Genomic DNA, 21,421 nt, shown 5'->3' on the forward strand with positions numbered 1-21,421 from the left:
TGTCTAATTATGGATAGAAGGGTATTTTTGTTTTCTTTCCATTTGAGGAGGAGAAACATGAAAACAACAACTCAGTTTTTAAAAATGAAGGAGCAGGGTGAAAAGATTGTCATGATTACGGCATACGATTATCCCGGTGCTAAATTTTCCGAGTCAGCAGGAGTTGACATGATTTTAGTTGGGGATTCATTAGGGATGGTTGTATTAGGCTATGAGTCTACAATGCGGGTTACTGTCGACGATATGATTCATCATAGTAAAGCAGTTCGTCGTGGGGCACCCGATACGTTTATCGTCGTAGATATGCCTTTTGGCTCGTACCACGGTGATGTGAATGAAACACTTAAGACAGCGGTCCAAATGATACAGCTTACAAATGCAAATGCACTTAAGGTGGAAGGCGCGGATAATGTGATTCCTGTTATTAAGAAACTAACGGATGCAGGGATTCCGGTCGTTGCACATTTAGGCTTATTACCACAGTCTGCAGGTGTTCTAGGGGGCTATAAAGTACAAGGAAAGACTTCTGAGCAGGCCGAAAAATTAATTAATGATGCATTACTTGTCGAACAAGCAGGTGCGTGTGCTGTCGTGCTTGAATGTATTCCACACCAGCTAACTGAGATTGTATCAGAAAAGTTGACGATTCCGACAATTGGAATTGGTGCAGGCGCTAAGGCGGACGGTCAAGTATTGGTATTTCATGATTTACTGCAATATGGAAATCACCATATTCCGAAATTTGTGGAAAGTTTTGCACACGTAGGCGATGAAGTTGAACGTGGAATCATTAGTTACACACAAGCGGTTAAAGCAGGAACGTTCCCTACATTACAGCAAAGTTTCACGATGAAAGAAGACGAATTAATAGAGCTTTATGGAGGCGTAAAATAATGATCATCCTATCGACAATTGCTGAGCTTCGAAAAGCTGTAGTTAACGCCAAAAGTAGCAAGCAATCAATCGGTCTCGTTCCAACAATGGGCTATTTACATGAAGGTCATCTAACATTAGCCAAAAATGCCCGGGAAGAAAATGACGTCGTTGTTATGAGTATTTTTGTAAACCCGACACAGTTTGGGCCGAATGAAGATTTTGAATCATATCCGCGTGATTTAGAGCGTGACACAAAGCTAGCGGCATCAGTTGGTGTGGATTATATTTTTGCACCATCCGTTGAGGAAATGTATCCACATGATGGTGGTATATACATCCGTGCGGGACGACAGGCACAAACTTTGTGTGGTGCAAGTCGGCCAAGTCATTTTGATGGGGTATTGCAAGTTGTTGCAAAGCTCTTTAATTTAGTACAGCCGGACCGTGCCTACTTCGGGCAAAAGGATGCACAGCAAGTTGCAATTATCCAAACAATGGTCCGGGATTATAATTTCCCTGTGGAATTGCGTGTAGTTCCAGTTGTACGAGAAGGTGACGGCTTAGCAAAATCAAGCCGGAATGTTTATTTGTCTTCGATTGAGAGAATGCAGGCACCTGTTATTCAACAGGCGCTGCAAATAGCGAAATTTGAGTTAATGGATTCAGGGGACGTCGATAAGGCATTGGCACAAGCAACGAAAATTATTGAAGATAATACTGCCGGTAAAATCGATTACTTGAGCATATTAACGTATCCAGATTTGAAAGAAGTAGATGAGAACTCAGATCAAATACTTTTAGCTGCGGCAGTCTATATTGGAAAAACACGTTTAATTGATAATTTAATTCTTTCATTAAAAGGGGAACGTATTCATGCTTAGAATGATGATGAACAGTAAAATCCATCGTGCTCAAGTAACACAGGCGGATTTAAATTATGTAGGTTCGATAACAATCGATCAGGATATTTTGGATGCGGTAGGGATGTTACCGAACGAAAAGGTGCATATCGTAAACAACAATAATGGTGCACGTTTTGAAACATATATAATTGCAGGTGAGCGCGGTTCAGGCGTCATTTGTGTAAATGGAGCAGCTGCACGTCTTGTTCAAAAAGGTGATATCGTCATTATTATTTCGTACGTATATGTGGACAATAAAGAAGTAGCGGATCACTATCCAACAGTAGCTATTATGGGAGAAGATAATAGAATTAAAGAAATGATCCACTATGAACCTGAAGCAACGATCATGTAGCAGTAAAAAAAACTGTGTTAAGAGTCAAATTGACTTTTAGTACAGTTTTTTTCATTTGTAACAAAAAGTTATTGAAGGCATAATTTTGTAATTATTATATTACGTCCCTGTAATATTTTTGAAACATTAAATGTGTACACTGAATTTAGTTTCATTACAAATGATACAGGGGGAAATGACTAATATGTTTCATAAAAGACTATTATGTAGCTTTGCCTTCATTATTTTTACATCTTTATTCTTTTCCAATGCCATTAGTGCAGCTACACATACAATTAAAAAAGGGGAAGAATTAGATAAAATTGCAGAGCGTTATAATACGTCTGTACATACATTATTGGAAATAAACGAGCTTGAAGACAAAAAGCAAGCGGTGACAGGCTATGTCCTACAGCTACCTGATCATATTAAAAATAATCAAAAGAAAGTAAAAGAAAAGAAAGAAAAGAAAGAAAAAAAGGAAAAGCTGGATGATTTTGAAGTGGTTAAAACGTTGACTGTTGAAGCAAGTGCCTTCACAGCTTCCTGCAAAGGCTGTTCAGGTAAAACGGCATCCGGCATCAATCTTAAAAAAAATCCCGATGTTAAATTAATTGCAGTTGACCCTAAAATAATCCCACTAGGAACAAAAGTCTGGGTGGAAGGCTATGGGATTGCGGTTGCTGGAGATACTGGCGGCTCGATAAAAGGATCCAAAATTGATGTGTTTGTTAAAACGAAAAAAACTGCCCTTAACTGGGGTCGTAAAAAAGTTGAAATTAAAATATTAAAATAAACCTTCCACAATCAGTAATTACTAAATATAATTGCTGATTTTTTGTTTTTAGGAATAAAAAAACGGTAAAAGTATAGTTTAGACTAAATACGTTAATTGGCTATTTCGTAGTGTGCAATAACTGGAATCACTTATTAATGATACAGAGTAAAGGTGCTAGGTTGCATTCCAGAAATTGTCATGATAATGTGAAAATTGAGGTGGTTAAATGGAAAACTTTGATTTAGCTGTAATAGGAGCAGGACCAGGCGGATATGTTGCCGCAATTCATGCAGCAAAAAGCGGATTGAAAGTAGCGCTTGTCGAAAAGGACAAAGTTGGGGGGGCTTGCTATAACGTAGGCTGTATTCCTTCGAAAATTATGCTCGAGCATAGTAAATTGGTGCAGGAAATTCGACGCGGGACAGATTGGGGAGTTACTGTTCCTACAATTAATATCGATTTTCCGAAATTAATGCAACGAAAAGATAAGGTTGTAGCAGAATTACTATCAAATATTGAAACTTTTATTGATAGTGCGCAAATTACGATGTTTAGAGGAAAAGCAATCGTAACGGCAGAGCGGAAAGTGATAGTTGGAGATGATGCATTCACGGCCAATAATGTAATTTTAGCAACGGGTAGTCGCCCATTTGTTCCTCCGTTTAAAGGAATTGAAACTGCAAATTACTATACAACGGATACTTTCTTTTCCATTCAGGAGCTTCCAAAGCAGCTGACGATTATCGGTGGTGGTGTTATTGCAATTGAAATGGCGTTTGCTTTAGCGCCTATGGGTACTAAAGTGACTGTACTCAATCATAGTAAAGATATTCTGCAAACTGAAGAACCGGATGCCCGACCAATTATTAAACAGAAAATGAGCGATCTGGACATTGAACTGATTACAGATTTTACATTTGAAGAAATACATGCAGATTATGTGCAAACATCGATCGGAAATTTCCCTTATGAAAATTTATTATTTGCAACAGGGCGCCGTCCAAATACTGAAATCGCTGAGGCGTTGGAAATGCAAATGGATGGTCGTTTAATTAAAGTGAATAATCATTATGAAACTAGCATTCCGGGGATTTTTGCCATTGGGGATTTAGTAGGTGGCTTCCAGCTTGCACACTCTGCCAGTGCAGAAGGCGTGCATGCGGTGGACTTCATTTTAGGAAAACATCCGAAAGTAATTAATCAGCAGGAAATACCGCGTTGTGTCTATACACATCCTGAGATTGCCACATTCGGTATGCTTGAACATGAAGCGCCAGCAGATTCAATTGTGACAAAAATGTACTTACCGACCAACCCTAAAGCGCTGTTGGAAGGGAATACACAAGGCTTTATGAAATTTGTCGCGAGTCCTGAAGGGGATATTTACGGTGCATGTGTTGTAGGTGATGGTGCGACTGAAATGATTAATTCTATGCTTGCGGCAAAAGTACTTGGCGGATCTGTTAAAGACTTAGCACGACTGATTTTCCCTCATCCGACAGTAAGTGAGCATGTTGGGGATGCAGCTAGATCTGTTTTCGGCAAAGCGATTCACGCAAAGTAACTTTTGGTATTCAACGGGGCAAATAATCTCTGTTATTCCTCTTAAAATCCAATTTCTTTTTTATTTCCACTAGTTTTTATATACTGGATATAGACAAACCTAGTAGAGGTGACCCTATGGAAATACAGCCAATGGAGCTTGTAGAAAAAGAAGTTGAAGAAACATTATATCAATGTATTGATTTAAAAATAGAAGAAGACTATATTGCAATGGGGCAAATTTTTGCCAAAGTACTTGCACTACTTCAGCAACATAAGCTGATTAGCCCTACATTACAGGTTATTATCGAACCGGGTAAATGCCTAACAGAAACGCGTATATTGCTCGAAAGCTTGCAAGAGGCGCAAAGAAGACATGTTTCACGCAGAAAGCTTCTTACTCATCGGCAAATTTTAAATGTATGGTTACGTAAAAATCAATATTTCCAACGTGAAGTATTACCAGGCTTTTTCTAGTGAATTAAAATAATTTTCAGATTATTATAATTTTCCCGTTGCATTTTATATTTCTTTTCTATAAAATAAATAGTGTCTAGTAAATAAAGTAGGCATGGTGGAGTCAGTCAAATCTGGCACCCCCATGCCTTTTTTTTTGAAAAAGGGGGATTATGATGTTTATTTTTCAAATTGTTATTGTATTGTTGGCAACAAAAATAGCAGGACATTTTACAGTACGTCTTGGACAGCCTTCAGTATTAGGGAAAATTTTAATCGGTATTATTATTGGTCCTGCTATGCTTGGATGGATAACCGACAGTGAAGTTATGCAAACATTTAGCCAAATCGGTGTTATTCTATTAATGTTCCTGGCTGGTCTAGAAACAGATTTAGAAGACTTGAATGCTAATATGAAAGGTGCTATTTTCGTAGCGATCGGTGGCGTTATTTTACCAATCGCAATGAGTTATCCTTTAGCTCTCTCTTTTGGATTGACGCAAGGGCAGGCTATTTTCATCGGTTTAACATTAGCAGCGACATCTGTAAGTATTTCAGTTCAAACATTAAGTGAAATTGGTTGGTTGAAAAGTAAAGAGGGTTCGGCACTATTAGGTGCTGCTGTTCTAGATGACATTATTGTAGTTGTCCTAATAGCGATTGCGATGAGCTTCCTTGTAGGGGATGACGTTTCTATTCCGGCATTAATCGGTGGAAAGGTATTCTTCTTCGCTTTATTGTTTGTAGTAATGAAATGGGTGATTCCACCATTCATGAAGGCGTTCAGTAAATTGCGTGTTACAGAAGCAACCTTATCCGGCGCGCTTATAGCTTGTTTTGCTTTAGCTTATGTCGGTGAGCATTACTTTGGTATAGCGACGATTATTGGCGCATTCTTTATCGGTATTGCTATTGGCCGAACTCCATTCAAAGAGGCGGTAGAACATAAAGTAGAACCGATAGCGAGTGGAATCTTTGTCCCATTTTTCTTCGTAAGTATTGGATTATCTGTAACATTTGTTGGCATTACAGAAAATATTTGGTTTTTAGTTATCTTCTCAATCGTGGCGATTTTATCAAAACTTATCGGATCAGGTATTGGTGCGAAGTTGGCAGGATTCAATTGGAGGTCTTCTATAGGAATCGGAGCAGGTATGATTTCACGTGGAGAAGTGGCATTAATTCTTGCGGGGATGGGCTTATCAAGCGGCCTTTTACCGGCTGAGGATTACACACCAATGGTAATCGTCATTATTATTACTACATTAGTAACGCCACCAATGCTTAAAGGGATTTTCGGCAATCGTTCACATCATATAAAATAAAAAGGTTGAATGAGTCCCTATTTTATTGTATTCTGTTATTTAGGTGCCAAAACCTCTGTGAAGATTTAGTCTTCACAACAAAAGTCTCCACCAACAGCACGGATTTGCTGGGAGACTTTTGAATTGTGCAGGGAGATGAGCCCCTGCACACCCTTACATAGTGTATTAACCTAGTATTGTCCTCGAGACGGTACTAGGTTTTTTTATGTTAAAGATGCAATTTAGCATCAGGTGCTTCAATTTATTAGAACAATTGAGGATATATTAGAATAAGAGACGCAGATATTTGAAAACCTGTTATACATATTTGAAAAATACATACGCATATTAGAACAGTTAGCAGATATTTTAGAAAATCACGGTTTTTTTTGAACAAATAGATTTTTATTAGAAAATTTCAGATTATATTAGAATTTTGAAAACGTTACTATAAAAGCTCTGAGCTGCAGCGCAACCTTCCACTTCGTAATGGCTTCATCAGCATTTCTATCCATTTACATGACCTCCTTACCTTTAATATGATAAAATGCGCTTATATTACTTGAACTGTGAGCTGAAGAAAATGAATGAAAGTCAAAAATATGCAATCGTTGACATTGAAACTACCGGTCATTCACCTGCAAGCGGCGATCGCATGATTCAAATTGCCATCGTCATTATGCAAGACTGGAACATTACAAAAAAATATTCAACTTTTATACATCCCGGGAAACCGATACCGTTGTTTATACAAGATTTGACGAATATTACGGATGAGCATGTCAAGGATGCATTACCATTTGAAGCACATGCGGATTATATTTATGAACTATTGGAGGATGCTGTATTTGTAGCGCATAATACGGATTTTGACTTATCATTTTTGCAGGCAGAATTTAATCGGGCCGGCTTACCGAAATGGTACGGGAAAAAAATCGATACGGTTGAACTGTCGAAAATTCTTTTTCCAATGTCCTTAAGCTATAAATTGGCTGATTTAGCGAGTGATTTGAATATTCCTCTACAAAGTGCTCACCGCGCTGATGATGATGCACTTGCTACAGCCTATTTACTGAAGTATTGCTGGCATGAACTTTTAACGTTGCCATTAGTTACATTGGAACAGCTGCATAAACGCTCGTTTCGTTTAAAAACAAATTTGGCACAGCTATTTTTTGATGCGCTTGTGATAAAGCGTAGTAAAACGTTAACAGATGATGCGCATGTTTATTTTAATAAAATTGCGATTCGTAAAATGGCACCGACCCCAAAAGGATATGACGACGAGTTGGAATATCCTCAATCAACCGATGAAAAATTAGCTTTATTATTAAAGGGGATTTCCAATTTCGAAGTGCGTCCGCAGCAATTTCAGATGATGGATAGTATTTGGAAAGTGCTTAATGATAAAACCGAGCATGTCATTGAAGCTTCGACAGGTATTGGGAAAACGTTAGGTTACTTAGTACCAGCCATCTATTATGCCAAGAAAACGAAGCGAAAAATTGGAATCAGCACCTATACATCGCATTTGCTAGATCAGCTTCTGCAAAATGAAATTCCCGTATTGGAGCAAGCACTTGGCCAGCCAATTAAAATTGCACTTTTAAAAGGGATGGGCAATTATATCGATATAGAGAAATTCGAGAAGCAATTGAAAACACTTGATGATTCATACGATCAAACGTTTACGCTATTACAAACACTTATTTGGCTTGCCAAAACAGTAACAGGGGATTTAAATGAGTTAAACGTTTCAGGTGGCGGTCAGCTTCTGCTCGATAAAATACGTAAAACTACATTACCAAAAACGACGATGCCGCTTTACGACTTTTATTCTCGTGCAATACAAAATAGTCGCCAAGCCGATATTATAATAACGAATCATGCCATGCTATTAAGCGATTTAGTCCGCAATGAGCAGATTTTCGATTCTTTAGGTGGCTGGATTATTGATGAGGCCCACCAATTTATTCAAGCTGCCATCAATCAAGATGAAAAAATATTTACGTACATGAATTGGAAATATTTATTTGGACAAATTGGAATAAATGAAGATGAACAGCTCTTTTATAAAATTCGTCGTGTCGCATTAAAAAAACAGTTGCTAAATATTCAAACGCTCGACCAGCTGGAGAAGCGATACATCCATATGGTTCAGACATTTGATACGGCGATGGCTGCATTAATTCGTGAAGTAAAGGCAGTTGTCAGCAGACAGTTTAAGCCGCTTCAAAAAATTGAATTATTTATCAGCGATCTGCAATTGCCGCACGAAGTCTTTTTGAAAGTATCTTTAACAGTACAACGGTGGATTGATGATGCAAGTGCACTTATACAGCAATTTAGTTCGGGAGTAGACGAGTTGGCACCTGAGCATGAGTATTTAATTGAACAATGGCAGTATATTATTGGGGAACTTATGATAAAAATGTCAGAGTGGGATGAAGTGTTTCTTCAAAACGATTTAAATTATTCATGCTGGCTTGAGCTGGATAGACGAAGTGTCCCAGGGAGCATTCAGCTTTATAAGAAGCCAATCGACGTTACAGCAACGATAGGGAAGCTTTTTGATCCAATTCGTAGCAAAAGCGCAGTTATTTGGACATCGGGGACATTGACTGTACCAAGCAATGAACGATTCATTACAAATCAACTCGGAATCGATCCTTCTATTACAATAGAAAAATTGCATGCAGATTCGACCTACTACGATGGGGCGGAAGTATATATTGTAAATGACATGCCGGATATTCAAGCGGTTTCCCAATCCGACTATATCGAGGAAGTAGCGCATGCAGTGACAAATGCTGTGCGGATGACAGACGGAAGATGTTTCGTATTATTTACGTCGCAGGACATGTTGCGGAAAACGGTTGATCTTATTCATGAAAGTGAATTATTGAATGATTATATGATTTTTGCTCAAGGTGTCACATCAGGTAGCCGGATGCGCTTATTAAAATCGTTCCAAAAATTTAATCATTCCGTATTATTTGGAACAAATAGCTTTTGGGAAGGTGTAGATGTTCCAGGTGATGGACTGGCTGCGGTAATTGTCGTACGACTGCCTTTTTCTTCACCGGAAGACCCTTCGTTTAAGGCGCGCGCAAATTATATTACACAGCAAGGACGTAATTCGTTTACTGAACTGGCATTACCGGAAGCAATTATTCGATTTAAGCAAGGATTTGGCCGATTAATACGTTCTAGCCATGACAAAGGGGTATTTATTGTTTTAGACCGCCGCATAGAAACAAAATCTTACGGACAGCAATTTATCGAGTCATTACCGCCGGTTTCTATACAAAAACTGCCACTTCACAGTATGGTACAAAGTCTGGGAAATTGGTATAATGAAAAACGATGAGGAAGGAAAGCAGGTCGACAATCATGAAACAAAATTTTAAACGACGTACAAGTAAATATAATGTACGAACAAAGAAATCGAATTCCAAGGTGCAGTCATGAAAAACTGGATTTTATTTTCGGTTGTCTTTATTTTATCGTTGTCACTTGTCATTACAGTGTTCGTATTTTGGAAAGCCAATGCCCCGTTCAATGAAATTAAAGAAAAAGCGGAAAGTTTTGTGCTGGATACGAAAGCACTTGCTGTTGTTGAGAATTCCTATGTATACAATGGGAATAAACCCTATGTCACTGTATTTGGAGTGGATGAGTATGGGAAAGAAAAAGCAGTATTCGTCCCGATGAGTTTAGAAGAGAATTCAATGCAAGAAGTATTTTTAGCGGATGGTCTTACAGAAGAACAGGCAATGTCTGTCTTTAAAAATGATACAGATGCAAAAGAAATTCTTCATATGAAGTTAGGATTTGAGGAGCCGGGTCCAGTTTGGGAAATAACATACAAAAGTGAATCTGGCACCTTAAATTATGTTTATCTTCTGTTTGAAGACGGACAATGGTGGAAGCGCATATTGAATTTGTAGAGGAGAGAGCAACATGAAACAATTGTTAGCAAATCGTGTAAAAACTTTAACACCATCAACAACTTTGGCCATTACAGCTAAAGCGAAGGAGCTAAAAGAGCAAGGGATTGATGTCATCGGTTTAGGAGCGGGGGAACCTGACTTTAATACACCGGAAAATATTTTAATTGCTGCTAAAGAATCGATGGATGCAGGCTATACAAAGTATACGCCAGCTGGAGGCTTACCGGCATTAAAAAAGGCAATCATCGATAAACTGGCACGCGACAACAGCCTTACATATAAAGCTAATGAGATTATTGTTGGTGTTGGTGCTAAACACGTTCTGTATACATTGTTCCAAGTTATATTGAATGAAGGGGATGAAGTAATCATACCAATCCCTTATTGGGTTTCCTATCCGGAACAAGTGAAGCTAGCTGGCGGTGTTCCTGTCTATGTAGAAGGAACTCAGGAGCAAAGCTATAAAATTACAGCACAGCAATTGCGTGATGCTATTACAGAAAAAACAAAAGCGGTCATAATTAACTCACCATCAAATCCTTCTGGCATGATCTATACGAAGGAAGAGTTGGCAGAGCTTGCGAAAGTAGCGGAAGAAAAAGATATTTTAATCGTTTCAGATGAAATTTATGAAAAGCTTGTTTACAATGGAATAGAGCATTATTCGATTGCGCAAATTTCGGATGCCATTAAGGCACGTACAATTGTTGTGAATGGTGTGGCAAAATCACACTCTATGACAGGCTGGCGAATTGGTTATGCAGCAGGTGATGCGTCTATTATTAAGGCGATGACCGACTTAGCTTCCCATTCGACTTCAAATGCAACGACAACAGCCCAATATGCAACAATTGAAGCATACAACGGATCCCAAGAACCAGTAGAAGAGATGAGGCAAGCTTTTGAATCACGTTTAGAAGTGATATTCCCAAAACTAGCAGCAATTCCTGGAGTAAAAGTATTAAAGCCACAAGGGGCATTTTACTTATTACCTGATGTTTCGGAAACAGCAGAAAAAACAGGCTATGCATCTGTGGACGATTTTGTATCGGCACTATTGACTGAAGCAAATGTTGCAGTTATTCCAGGTTCAGGCTTTGGATCACCTGCGACAATACGTCTATCTTACGCAACATCTTTAGAATTATTAGAAGAAGCAGTTCGTCGAATCGAAGCCTTTGTAAAAGCAAAGTGGCAAGATTAAAAACAGCTGTAGCTTAACTTTTGGAGGACTTTATGAAGAAAATTATGATTAAAGATATGCCAAATAATATTGGCGAAACAGTAAAAATCGGAGCTTGGTTAGCAAATAAACGTTCAAGCGGTAAATTAGCTTTCTTACAATTACGTGATGGCTCAGGTTTTGCACAAGGGGTTGTCGTGAAAGCGGAAGTTGGCGAAGAACTATTCGCAGTAGCAAAGGGTATGACACAAGAAACATCACTGTACGTAATTGGGGAAGTAAAGGCAGATGAACGTTCATCTTTCGGTGCAGAATTGAATGTTACAGGTATTGAAGTAATTAGCGCAGCAAATGACTATCCGATTACACCAAAAGAGCACGGAACAGAATTTTTAATGGACAACCGTCACTTATGGTTACGTTCTCGTAAGCAGCATGCCATTATGAAAGTACGTAATGAAATTATTCGTGCTACATATGAATTCTTTAATGAAAATGGCTTTACAAAAATGGATCCGCCAATCTTAACTGGTTCTTCACCAGAAGGAACGTCAGAGCTATTCCATACTAAATATTTCGATGAAGATGCATTCCTATCTCAATCAGGTCAGCTTTATATGGAAGCTGCTGCAATGGCATTAGGAAAAGTATTCTCGTTCGGTCCGACTTTCCGTGCAGAAAAGTCAAAAACACGCCGTCACTTAATCGAGTTCTGGATGATTGAGCCTGAAATGGCATTTGTCGAGCATGATGAAAGTTTAGAAGTACAAGAGCAATACGTGTCACATATCGTACAATCTGTTCTGAAAAACTGTAAGCTTGATTTAGAGCGTCTTGGCCGCGACACATCAAAATTGGAAAATGTGAAAGCTCCATTCCCACGTATTTCATATGATGAAGCAATTGAGTTTTTACATGAGCAAGGCTTTGATGATATTCAGTGGGGTGACGATTTTGGTGCACCACACGAAACAGCAATTGCCAACCATTATGACAAGCCTGTATTTATCACTTGCTACCCAATCGGTATTAAACCATTCTACATGCAGCCACACCCAGAACGTGATGATGTCGTATTATGTGCAGACTTAATCGCTCCTGAAGGCTATGGTGAAATTATCGGTGGTTCTGAACGTATTTACGATTATGAGTTAATGAAATCCCGTTTGGAAGAACATAACTTATCATTGGATGCGTATGCATGGTATTTAGATTTATGTAAACAAGGTGCAGTACCTCACTCAGGCTTCGGCTTAGGTTTAGAGCGTACAGTAGCATGGATTTCGGGAACTGAACATATCCGTGAAGCGATTCCATTCCCACGTTTATTAAACCGTTTATATCCATAAACAATTTATATCTTATCTATGAGAAAGCGTCCGGAATATAACCGGGCGTTTTGTCGTTACGAGCGAACAAAGGGGGATTCAGCAATGTCAACAAATTTTAATCGAATCCGCGTTTGGACGGAGCAATTACAAGTTACTATTCCACAATTATTTTTTAAACATTATAGCGAGTTGAACATCCAAGATGATGAAGCATTGATTGTTCTACATTTACTAAGCTTTGAACAAGAGGGAATCGATTTTCCGACGCCGAATGATTTAATGCAAAGGACCAATTTTCAGTTAACGGCCATTTCTCAGATTTTGCAGCGCTTAATGCAAAAAGGCTGTGTCGAAATTTCTCAAAGTACAGATGAATCCGGACGAATTACCGAAAAATATTCAATCTATCCATTATGGGAGCGGCTTTTGGATTTGTTGCAATCTAAAGAGCAACAGCAGCATACGTCTGCCACAAAATTGGACGAGGCGAAGATTTTCCAGTTGTTTGAGCAGGAGTTGGGGCGTTTACTTTCACCGATGGAAATTGAAACGATCGGTATGTGGATGGACTTGGACCAACACAGTCCGGAAATTATTAAAGCAGCATTAAAGGAAGCGGTACTCGCAGATAAAGTTAATTTGCGTTATATTGATCGTATTTTAATCGAATGGAAAAAGCGTAATATAAAGACGCTAGCACAGATTGAAAAGCATAGTGAGCAATACCGTAAAAATACGATGCAACCATCATCTACCCAAGCGTTAAAACAACAGGAAACTCAGCAAACGAAAAAAGTCTCATTTTATAATTGGTTAGAGGAGCGAGAATAGGAGGGCGCTTAATTTACTATGTTAACAAAAGTGAAATGGAATCACTTCTTAGACGAGATGGACCGAATGTATCCTGATGCGCATTGTGAATTAGTGCATGACAATCCATTTGAGCTGACAATCGCTACATTATTATCTGCGCAATGTACCGATGTGCTCGTCAATAAAGTGACGAAACAATTATTTCAAAAATACAAAACACCTCAAGATTATTTAAATGTCCCATTAGAGGAACTTCAAAGTGATATTCGCTCGATCGGACTATATCGAAATAAAGCAAAGAATATTCAATTGTTGTGTGCACGTCTTTTAAATGAATATGGTGGTGAAGTGCCAGCTACGCGTGAAGAGCTAGTTACATTGCCTGGTGTCGGACGTAAAACGGCAAATGTTGTGTTATCCGTTGCATTTGATATTCCCGCATTGGCAGTTGATACACATGTAGAGCGTGTTTCTAAACGATTAGGTCTTTGTCGTTGGAAAGACAGCGTGCTGGAAGTTGAAGAAATGATAATGAAAAAAACACCGATGGACCGATGGAGCCGTGCTCATCATCAAATCATATTCTTTGGACGCTATCATTGTAAAGCGCAAAATCCGGGCTGTGGGACATGTCCACTGCTGGATGATTGTCGTGAAGGACAAAAGCGCTTGAAAAAAGGCTTGGTGAAAGTATGATATTAGTGAATACAGAAGCCATTTCAAAAGAAATAGTCGATCGCTGGTATGAAGAGTGGGAAGCGATACGTGAAGATATTCATAATGCCCATGAACGTCGTGACGGTTCGGCTATACAATTTATGCAAAAAGGGATCGAACTTTTTGAAGGATTTCTTATGACTAGTTCAATAACGGAAAATACAGTATTCTCTCAGCAAAATGTGTACGAGCTTATGCCAATTAATGGCATGGAGCGCCTGCAGTTTGTTAAAATGCGTCCGGGTCAATATGCATGTTATAGACAGCTGGATGAGCTTTTTAAAGAAACGAAAAAGCGCTGTGCCCGATTAAGACTGAAAAAATAAACATAATATATCGAAAAAAAGAGCTACCTATTATTATGAAATAATGGGTAGCTCTTTACAGACTGTAGACAAACTCGAAGAAATTCGGGTTTGCCTACAGTCTTTTTTATTAAAATAAAGTTAACTAATCAAAACCGTTGATTTCCATTCCGGGACCGATGCTTTCCCCGGGCACGGCTCCAGCTAACTAAATTGTGCCTACAACGGCAGGCACAATTTAGTGGATCTTCCGCGCGTGCGTTTCCCGGTGGAGTCACGGTCCCTCCACTCCAATCAACTTATTCATCGCTTTAAATAAAGTGAGATACGATATCTACGATGACTAGTAATCAATTTAAATCAATGAACATGAACAACTTATTCCTGCTAAGCATCTAGTAAAAATTTATAATAATAAGACAAAAGGTCTCTCGAGACCTTTTGTCGACAATCTGAAAAGAGCTACCTATTATTATGAAATAATGGGTAGCTCTTAAAATTTGTATTATTTAATCGTCATCTGAATCTTCAGGATTCGTTTCGCCACCGCCTGGTTGAGGAGGGGTAGGCTGATTCGGTGGTGATGTTTCAGGATTTGGGGACTCTGGCTCTACAGTATTGCCATTTCCGTTCCCATTACCATTCCCGTTATTTCCATTACCATTACCTGGATTCTGATTGCCGTTGTTGTTTCCATTCCCATTGTTTGGCAGTGAAGGGTTCTCAGGGCTACCTGGATTTTCCACTTCTTCATTTGGCTCCTCAGGCTCTTCTGGCTCTGGGGATCCCGGGACGAATAATGTTACAGCAGCAGGGTCACTCCGTAGATCACCGGAAATGGCTGTGACTGTAAATAGATATTCTTTTCCACGTTCTATATTTGGTACTTGTATAGAAGTTGCGCCTGAAACTGATAGAACAGTTGCAGAACCGCCATCTACTGCCATTGATACTTCATATGTGACTGGATCTTGTGCGTCCCCATCTTCAGCATTTTGTGATGGGTGTGACCAAGTTACATCTGCAAGCTGAGCCACTTCGTTAAATGTCGCCTGTAAGCCAGTTGGTGCTTCCAATGTTTGAGGGACAAATTCCTCTGTATATTCAGTAGGCTCTGTCCCTTTGACAAATAACTCTGTAGTACGCTGATTTGCAGGTGTATATTCATTGGCCAATTTTAATGGGTTGGACCCAATTACTATCGAAGCCGACACAACAGAACTTGGCTGTTTAAACGTTGATGATGGATTATGCTGATTTAAATCTGTCATGATTGATTTAAACAAAGTTTGTGGCAACCATCGCTCTTCCCATGTCGTAATAGCATCCTTACGTTTGGAATAACCGCCCCAAATGGCGATTGAATAGTTTGTTGTATAGCCGGCAAACCATGTATCCGGTACGGAACTGCTTTTCAGATTATATTTTTTGAATTCATCGGAATCGTAATTTGTCGTACCTGTTTTACCTGCAATATCAACGCCTGAAACGCTAGCGCGTGGTGCAGATGCATTATTTTTGTTACTTACTACGTCGCGTAAAATATCAGTTACCATATAAGCTGTATAATCGCTCATGGCAGGCTTTGATTCAGGCTTATATGATTTTGACGTTTTACCATCACGGAATACAATTTTATTAATAGAATGGGCATCATTGTAAATACCATTATTACCGAATGCGGCATAGGAAGCGGCCAGTTGAATCGGCGAAATAGTTGTACTACCACCACCAATTGCTTCTGATTCCGTCAGTCCTTTTGATTTAATGCCTAAGTTTGATAAAAATTGCTGTGCACGTTCTGGACCGACTTCACGGAATGTTTTAATGGCTGGGATATTACGTGACGTATAAAGTGCTTGACGTACAGTCATTGTTCCTAAATATTTCCCGTCCCAGTTTCCGATAACTTGATCTGAACCGCTGTAAGTCATTTTTTCATCGACCGTTGTTTGACCTGTTGACCATTTTAAATATTCAAAAGCTGGACCATAATCAATTAAAGGCTTTAATGTCGAACCGGGCTGACGATCTATTAAATCATCTGCGTAGTTAAAGTTAAATCCTGTATAATGACGACCTCCACCGATCGCGCGAACTTCACCTGTTTGTGTATCAATAACTGCAACGCCCGCCTCGATTTTTTCAGTAGGGAAGTTACTGTCATTGTTCATTCGATCTTCTACAATTGCTTGTGCTTTCGGATCAAGTGTTGTATATACTTTAATTCCTTCTGAAAGCAGTTCACCATCGCCGTTTTTTTCTATTTCAGACATCACCACATCCAAAAAGGCAGGATATTTTGTAGTGCTGTTTGCGACACGATCTTCCTCAGGAATTAAACCTCCTGTTACAGGAGCGGCTATTGCTTCTTGAGCCTCTGCTTCGGAAATTTTACCGTGCTGAACCATAAGTGATAGCACGATATTACGGCGTTTTTTAGCACGGTCCGGTTTTTTGTATGGATTGAAATTGTTCGGGCTTTGCGGCATACCTGCTAATTGAGCAGACTCTGCTAACGTCAATTCACTTAATTCTTTTCCGTAAAATTCTTTAGCTGCTGTACCGAAACCATGAATTCTGCCGGACATTAGTACTTTATTAAAGTACATTTCAAAAATTTCTTCTTTACTATATTTACGCTCTAATTGAATCGCAAGCCAAGCCTCCTGTGCTTTACGTTCCAGCTTTTTCTCATTTGTAAAGAATGAGTTTTTAACAACTTGCTGTGTAATCGTACTGGCACCCTGAGCCCCGAATCCGTCCCGGACGTTGGCAATGACAGCACCACCTAAACGCCAGAAGTCGATTCCGAAGTGTTCAAAGAATCGTGCATCTTCAGTTGCGATAATCGCATCAATCATTTGCTGAGGAATATCTTCGTATTTTACAAAATTACGTTTTTCTGCTCCGATTGTAGCGAATAATTCACCATTTACATCGTAAAATTCAGATGAAATAGGATCTTTCAGTAATTCTTCATCTAATTCAGGAGCCTTACTTACATAATAGCCAAATAGTGCGGCACCGCTTAAAAAGCCTAAAGCACCGATTAGAACGATTGCCATTACAATACGCTTAACCCAGTTGCCAGCCGATGTTTTTGATTTTGATTTTTTCGATCTGTTATTTTTTTGACGTTCGCGTTTAATTTCCTCGCGCGTTTTTCTTTTTTCCGTCACGTTAGTTCTCCTCACTTTCACAAACATTCCCGTTTGCGATTAACTTTTTAACCGCATCTAAATAATCGAGCCTTGGTAAATAGCCTTCGTTAATTTCGATAGCCTGTTGCTCGAAAACGGTTAATGGTATTGATTTTCTGCCACCCTCATGCATTTTTTTAAATACATTGGCTACAACATTATAAGGCATGACAAAATTTCGATTTAATGAACTAAACCGTATGATGAAAAATGCAATTCCTCGTTGATTTGTCACCGATTCCATATGAGTCATTTGGTGAGGGTGGATGTTTTTTAATGGGAAGGATGTTTTATTATCAGTTTCCTTTGCTTCAAAGTCGATATAATAACCATTCCAGACGCCATTATAATCCGTTGTGGAAGGGGTGCGGAAGTAAGCTTCTTTAATAACCGCAGCACTTCTTGCCGGATAATCTACTTTGACGATTTGAATCGGAACAGGTTTCTTGTGTATATTTGCCAATTTCCTTTGTAAATAAAACAAATTTGTTTCATTTAAGTCATCTTCTAAGCTTTTTCCACGGTTACTGTAGGAAATGGCCCTTTTTTTTGCATCTTTGGCAACCGTTGAATGTTCAGCAGGGTCTTGTGTACTTTCCAACTTAGGCGCACTTTGATAGAGCTTTCCATTTGGATAACGAATGACCATGGAATCACCTTCTTTCCTAGCAGAAATAATACTTTAATAGTGTATCATAAACAGTGTACTCGTTAATAATTTTAAAAAAAACTATGCAAATTATAACATCTTTTGCCGAATAAACACTATTTTTGCCACATGACAAGGATTCTACAAAAAAAGCAAGAATCATTGTGAAAAGGGGGCATTATATGTCGAAATTATCACGCTTAATAGAACAAGTTGAAATGGCAGAAACGTTATTAACATTGCAAATGGAACGTGAACAATTAAGGATGAAGATCGATCATTTAACAAATTTAATTTCGGTTTCTCAAAAAGTTAGCTTAGCAGAAATCAAGAGTCAAGTAAAGAATACGTGTTCGCATATAAGTAGTACTATCGATGAGAATTTGATACACTAAACGATAATACAGACGAAATTATTTGAGGTGCTTTTTATGCGATTATTAGAAGAAACTTATATATTAATAGATGAATGTGAAGCGTGTTTACAACGTTTCCAGGAAATGCGGCGTTTGGACATGGAGCCTGACTTCTTTAATGACGTCAAGCCCCATGTTGATATCGTCCATACACGTATTCAGGAATGGCAGCAACTTGCGGCACATTGGATTAAAAGCACGTATCCTAAAAATTTATATGTACAGCAAATTGACCACGCAGCAGATGCGATGGAGCAATTTGTTGTACAGTCTTTTTATAAAGGGACTAGTAAAAAACGCTTTATCCAGTCGATTCAATCTGCACAATATACATTAAAGCTTCTCGTTTCCAAGATTGAGGAAGGTGAAGACGATGTTCAGTAAGAAAAAAACGATTACTCAGCTTGTTGAGGAATGGCAATATGATGAGGAAATGAAACAAAATATTGTCGCAATGCATACAATTGAAGAAAAACAGGCTCAGTATGCGGAATTTCCATCAAACTTACATCCGTCAATCGTAAAGGCTCTGCATGGACGCGGCATTCATCAGCTTTATTTACATCAACGCCAGGCTTTTGATTATGCCGAACAGCAAAAGAATTTTACTGCTATTACACCGACCGCTTCAGGGAAGTCTTATTGTTATCATTTACCTGTTCTCCAGAAAATTTTGGAAGATCCTTCGAGCCGAGCGATTTATTTGTTCCCGACAAAAGCGCTTGCCCAGGATCAAAAATCGGATTTAAATGAACTGATTGAATTAATGGAAGAAGATATTTTAAGCTACACATACGATGGAGATACTGCACCCGGTATACGTCAAAAAATAAGAAAAGCCGGGCATATTGTGATGACCAATCCAGATATGCTGCATTCGGGTATTTTACCGCATCATACGAAATGGGTTTCGCTTTTTGAAAACTTAAAGTACATTGTTATTGATGAATTACATACGTACAAAGGCGTTTTCGGTTCACATGTTGCACACGTTATAAGAAGGCTTCTACGTATTTGCGAATTTTATGGAAGCAAGCCGATTTTTATTTGTACAAGTGCGACAATAAAAAACCCGAAAGAGCTTGCAGAAAGTTTGACTAATAGTGAGCATGTACTTATAGAGAAATCAGGAGCACCTGTAGGAAAGAAAACTTTTATTTTTTATAATCCACCAATCGTACATCCGACATTTGGAGTTAGACGTAGCGCGGTATTGGAGGTACGTGACATTTCCAAGCGTTTGTTTGAAGCAGGTATTCAAACGATTATATTCGCCAAATCAAGAGTTCGTGTCGAAATGCTTGTAACCTATTTAAAATCGCTAACATCGAAAAAAATAATGGATGAGTCCATTCAAGGATACCGGGGAGGCTATTTACCGAGTGAGCGACGTGAAATAGAAAAAGGTTTACGATCCGGTTCGATTCAAATGGTTGTCAGCACAAATGCACTTGAACTTGGTGTAGATATAGGTCAATTGCAAGCTTGCATAATGACAGGATACCCGGGCAACATTGCCAGTGCATGGCAGCAAGCAGGCCGGGCAGGGAGACGTCAGGATGAGGCACTTATTGTCTATGTTGCCCAATCTACAGCATTGGATCAATATGTCGTACAAAATCCTAGCTATTTACTAGGGAGTTCCCCAGAAGAAGCGCGTATTAATCCTGAGAACATTCTCATATTAATGGAGCATTTGAAATGTGCTGCATTTGAACTTCCTTTTTCAATGAATGATAGTTATGGAGAATTTGAAGTACAGGAATTACTCGCCTATTTAGAAGACGAAGGTGTACTCGTACGTACAAGTACGAAATGGCATTGGATGAGTGACAGATTTCCGGCCCATGAAATATCATTACGCTCAGCTGCACAAGAAAATGTCGTAATCATTGATATTTCAACACCGGCAAATACAAAGGTCATCGGGGAAATGGATACGTATAGTGCAATGACACTTTTGCACGAGGAAGCGATTTATATACATCAAGGGATCCAGTTCCAAGTCGAAAAATTGGATTGGGAAGAGAAAAAAGCATTTGTTCGTGAAGTGGATGTCGATTACTTCACCGATGCTAATTTAGCTGTCGAGTTAAAAGTATTAAGCGAAGATAAATCTGCACCTTTTAAAAATGCTACTGTAAGTTTTGGGGATGTCAGCATTTTAGCGATTCCAACCATTTTCAAAAAAATTCGATTTAATACACATGATAATATCGGCTCAGGTCCGATATCGATTCCACCAATGGAAATGCATACAAATGCAACATGGATGAGCTTTGAATTGCCTTATAATTGGACTGAGGAGCAGTTAACGGATGCTTTAACCGGTGCAGCCTATGCGATGGGGAGTTTTATCCCGATCTTCATTCATTGTGACCGATCGGATGTGTCGGTTGTCCCTCAAGTAAAGGCAGTACACAACGAAAAGCCGACATTGTTTATTTATGATAGCTATCCTGGTGGTATCGGTTTAAGTGAACGTGTTTATGATATATTGCTTTCCTTACTTGAACGAACTGCCCAACATGTGACGAACTGTCCATGTCAGCAAGGTTGTCCATCGTGTATCGGGGCACAAGATAGTTTAGGAGAAAGCAAAAAACAAGTTTTAAAAGTTTTGGATATTTTAATAAGTGAAATGATGTGAAGACATGTC

19 protein-coding genes are annotated in these 21,421 nt (G+C 38.9%); 17 read left to right on the plus strand and 2 right to left on the minus strand.

Annotated features, from left to right (window positions below):
- Positions 1 to 57: 57 nt before the first annotated feature.
- The 14 genes from panB (at position 58) to NYE67_RS06765 (ending at position 14,515) form a co-directional block, all read left to right on the plus strand.
- Positions 58 to 894, plus strand: coding sequence for a 3-methyl-2-oxobutanoate hydroxymethyltransferase (gene panB / locus NYE67_RS06700; protein WP_340729539.1), 837 nt, complete (start codon positions 58 to 60; stop codon positions 892 to 894).
- On the plus strand, positions 894 to 1,757 hold the full coding sequence (gene panC, locus NYE67_RS06705) for a pantoate--beta-alanine ligase (protein ID WP_340729540.1): 864 nt from the start codon (positions 894 to 896) through the stop codon (positions 1,755 to 1,757). The genes panB and panC overlap by 1 nt, the downstream gene beginning before the upstream one ends.
- Positions 1,750 to 2,133 (plus strand): aspartate 1-decarboxylase, encoded by a 384-nt coding sequence (panD, locus tag NYE67_RS06710; protein WP_340727461.1) that lies wholly within the window; start codon positions 1,750 to 1,752, stop codon positions 2,131 to 2,133. The genes panC and panD overlap by 8 nt, the downstream gene beginning before the upstream one ends.
- A 184-nt stretch (positions 2,134 to 2,317) precedes the next feature.
- Positions 2,318 to 2,908, plus strand: coding sequence for a 3D domain-containing protein (locus NYE67_RS06715; protein ID WP_340729541.1), 591 nt, complete (start codon positions 2,318 to 2,320; stop codon positions 2,906 to 2,908).
- 208 nt (positions 2,909 to 3,116) lie between these two features.
- On the plus strand, positions 3,117 to 4,454 hold the full coding sequence (gene lpdA / locus NYE67_RS06720) for a dihydrolipoyl dehydrogenase (RefSeq protein ID WP_340727463.1): 1,338 nt from the start codon (positions 3,117 to 3,119) through the stop codon (positions 4,452 to 4,454).
- A gap of 116 nt (positions 4,455 to 4,570) precedes the next feature.
- On the plus strand, positions 4,571 to 4,909 hold the full coding sequence (locus NYE67_RS06725; protein ID WP_340727464.1) for a transketolase: 339 nt from the start codon (positions 4,571 to 4,573) through the stop codon (positions 4,907 to 4,909).
- 155 nt (positions 4,910 to 5,064) lie between these two features.
- Positions 5,065 to 6,213 carry a cation:proton antiporter gene (locus NYE67_RS06730; protein ID WP_340729542.1) on the plus strand — a complete coding sequence of 383 codons (1,149 nt, stop codon included), beginning with the start codon at positions 5,065 to 5,067 and terminating at the stop codon, positions 6,211 to 6,213.
- Between the two features lie 562 nt (positions 6,214 to 6,775).
- On the plus strand, positions 6,776 to 9,562 hold the full coding sequence (dinG, locus tag NYE67_RS06735; RefSeq protein ID WP_340729543.1) for an ATP-dependent DNA helicase DinG: 2,787 nt from the start codon (positions 6,776 to 6,778) through the stop codon (positions 9,560 to 9,562).
- 97 nt (positions 9,563 to 9,659) lie between these two features.
- Positions 9,660 to 10,142: a cell wall elongation regulator TseB-like domain-containing protein gene (locus NYE67_RS06740; RefSeq protein WP_340727468.1), complete on the plus strand. Its 483-nt coding sequence runs from the start codon at positions 9,660 to 9,662 to the stop codon at positions 10,140 to 10,142.
- A 13-nt stretch (positions 10,143 to 10,155) separates the two neighbouring features.
- The gene (locus tag NYE67_RS06745; RefSeq protein ID WP_340727469.1) at positions 10,156 to 11,349 is read left to right on the plus strand and encodes a pyridoxal phosphate-dependent aminotransferase; all 1,194 of its coding nucleotides are present in this window, start codon (positions 10,156 to 10,158) and stop codon (positions 11,347 to 11,349) included.
- Positions 11,350 to 11,381: 32 nt separating this feature from the next.
- Complete coding sequence (gene asnS / locus NYE67_RS06750) at positions 11,382 to 12,677, plus strand: asparagine--tRNA ligase (RefSeq protein ID WP_340727470.1); 1,296 nt, start codon at positions 11,382 to 11,384, stop codon at positions 12,675 to 12,677.
- Between the two features lie 84 nt (positions 12,678 to 12,761).
- Entirely contained in the window at positions 12,762 to 13,490 is a 729-nt protein-coding gene (locus tag NYE67_RS06755; protein WP_340727471.1) for a DnaD domain-containing protein, read from the plus strand.
- Positions 13,491 to 13,508: 18 nt separating this feature from the next.
- Positions 13,509 to 14,168: an endonuclease III gene (nth, locus tag NYE67_RS06760; protein ID WP_340729544.1), complete on the plus strand. Its 660-nt coding sequence runs from the start codon at positions 13,509 to 13,511 to the stop codon at positions 14,166 to 14,168.
- On the plus strand, positions 14,165 to 14,515 hold the full coding sequence (locus NYE67_RS06765; RefSeq protein WP_340727472.1) for a YpoC family protein: 351 nt from the start codon (positions 14,165 to 14,167) through the stop codon (positions 14,513 to 14,515). Before nth ends, NYE67_RS06765 begins: the two co-directional genes overlap by 4 nt.
- 488 nt (positions 14,516 to 15,003) lie before the next feature.
- On the opposite strand, the gene NYE67_RS06770 is transcribed toward NYE67_RS06765, so the two are convergent.
- The gene (locus NYE67_RS06770; RefSeq protein ID WP_340727473.1) at positions 15,004 to 17,676 is read right to left on the minus strand and encodes a PBP1A family penicillin-binding protein; all 2,673 of its coding nucleotides are present in this window, start codon (positions 17,674 to 17,676) and stop codon (positions 15,004 to 15,006) included.
- Position 17,677: 1 nt separating this feature from the next.
- Positions 17,678 to 18,346, minus strand: a complete 669-nt coding sequence (recU, locus tag NYE67_RS06775) for a Holliday junction resolvase RecU (RefSeq protein WP_340727474.1) — start codon at positions 18,344 to 18,346, stop codon at positions 17,678 to 17,680.
- 182 nt (positions 18,347 to 18,528) lie between these two features.
- Here recU and NYE67_RS06780 point away from each other — a divergent pair, with 182 nt between their 5' ends.
- The 3 genes from NYE67_RS06780 to NYE67_RS06790 are packed head-to-tail and all read left to right on the plus strand — an operon-like array spanning position 18,529 to position 21,412.
- Positions 18,529 to 18,741: a molecular chaperone gene (locus NYE67_RS06780; protein WP_339215792.1), complete on the plus strand. Its 213-nt coding sequence runs from the start codon at positions 18,529 to 18,531 to the stop codon at positions 18,739 to 18,741.
- Positions 18,742 to 18,777: 36 nt separating this feature from the next.
- Positions 18,778 to 19,146: a YppE family protein gene (locus tag NYE67_RS06785; protein ID WP_340727475.1), complete on the plus strand. Its 369-nt coding sequence runs from the start codon at positions 18,778 to 18,780 to the stop codon at positions 19,144 to 19,146.
- A complete protein-coding gene (locus tag NYE67_RS06790) occupies positions 19,136 to 21,412 on the plus strand; it encodes a DEAD/DEAH box helicase (RefSeq protein WP_340729545.1) in 2,277 nt (758 codons plus the stop codon). The genes NYE67_RS06785 and NYE67_RS06790 overlap by 11 nt, the downstream gene beginning before the upstream one ends.
- Positions 21,413 to 21,421: the final 9 nt, after the last annotated feature.

The organism is Solibacillus sp. FSL W8-0474, assembly GCF_038004065.1.
GTDB classification, from domain to species: Bacteria; Bacillota; Bacilli; order Bacillales_A; family Planococcaceae; genus Solibacillus; species Solibacillus faecavium.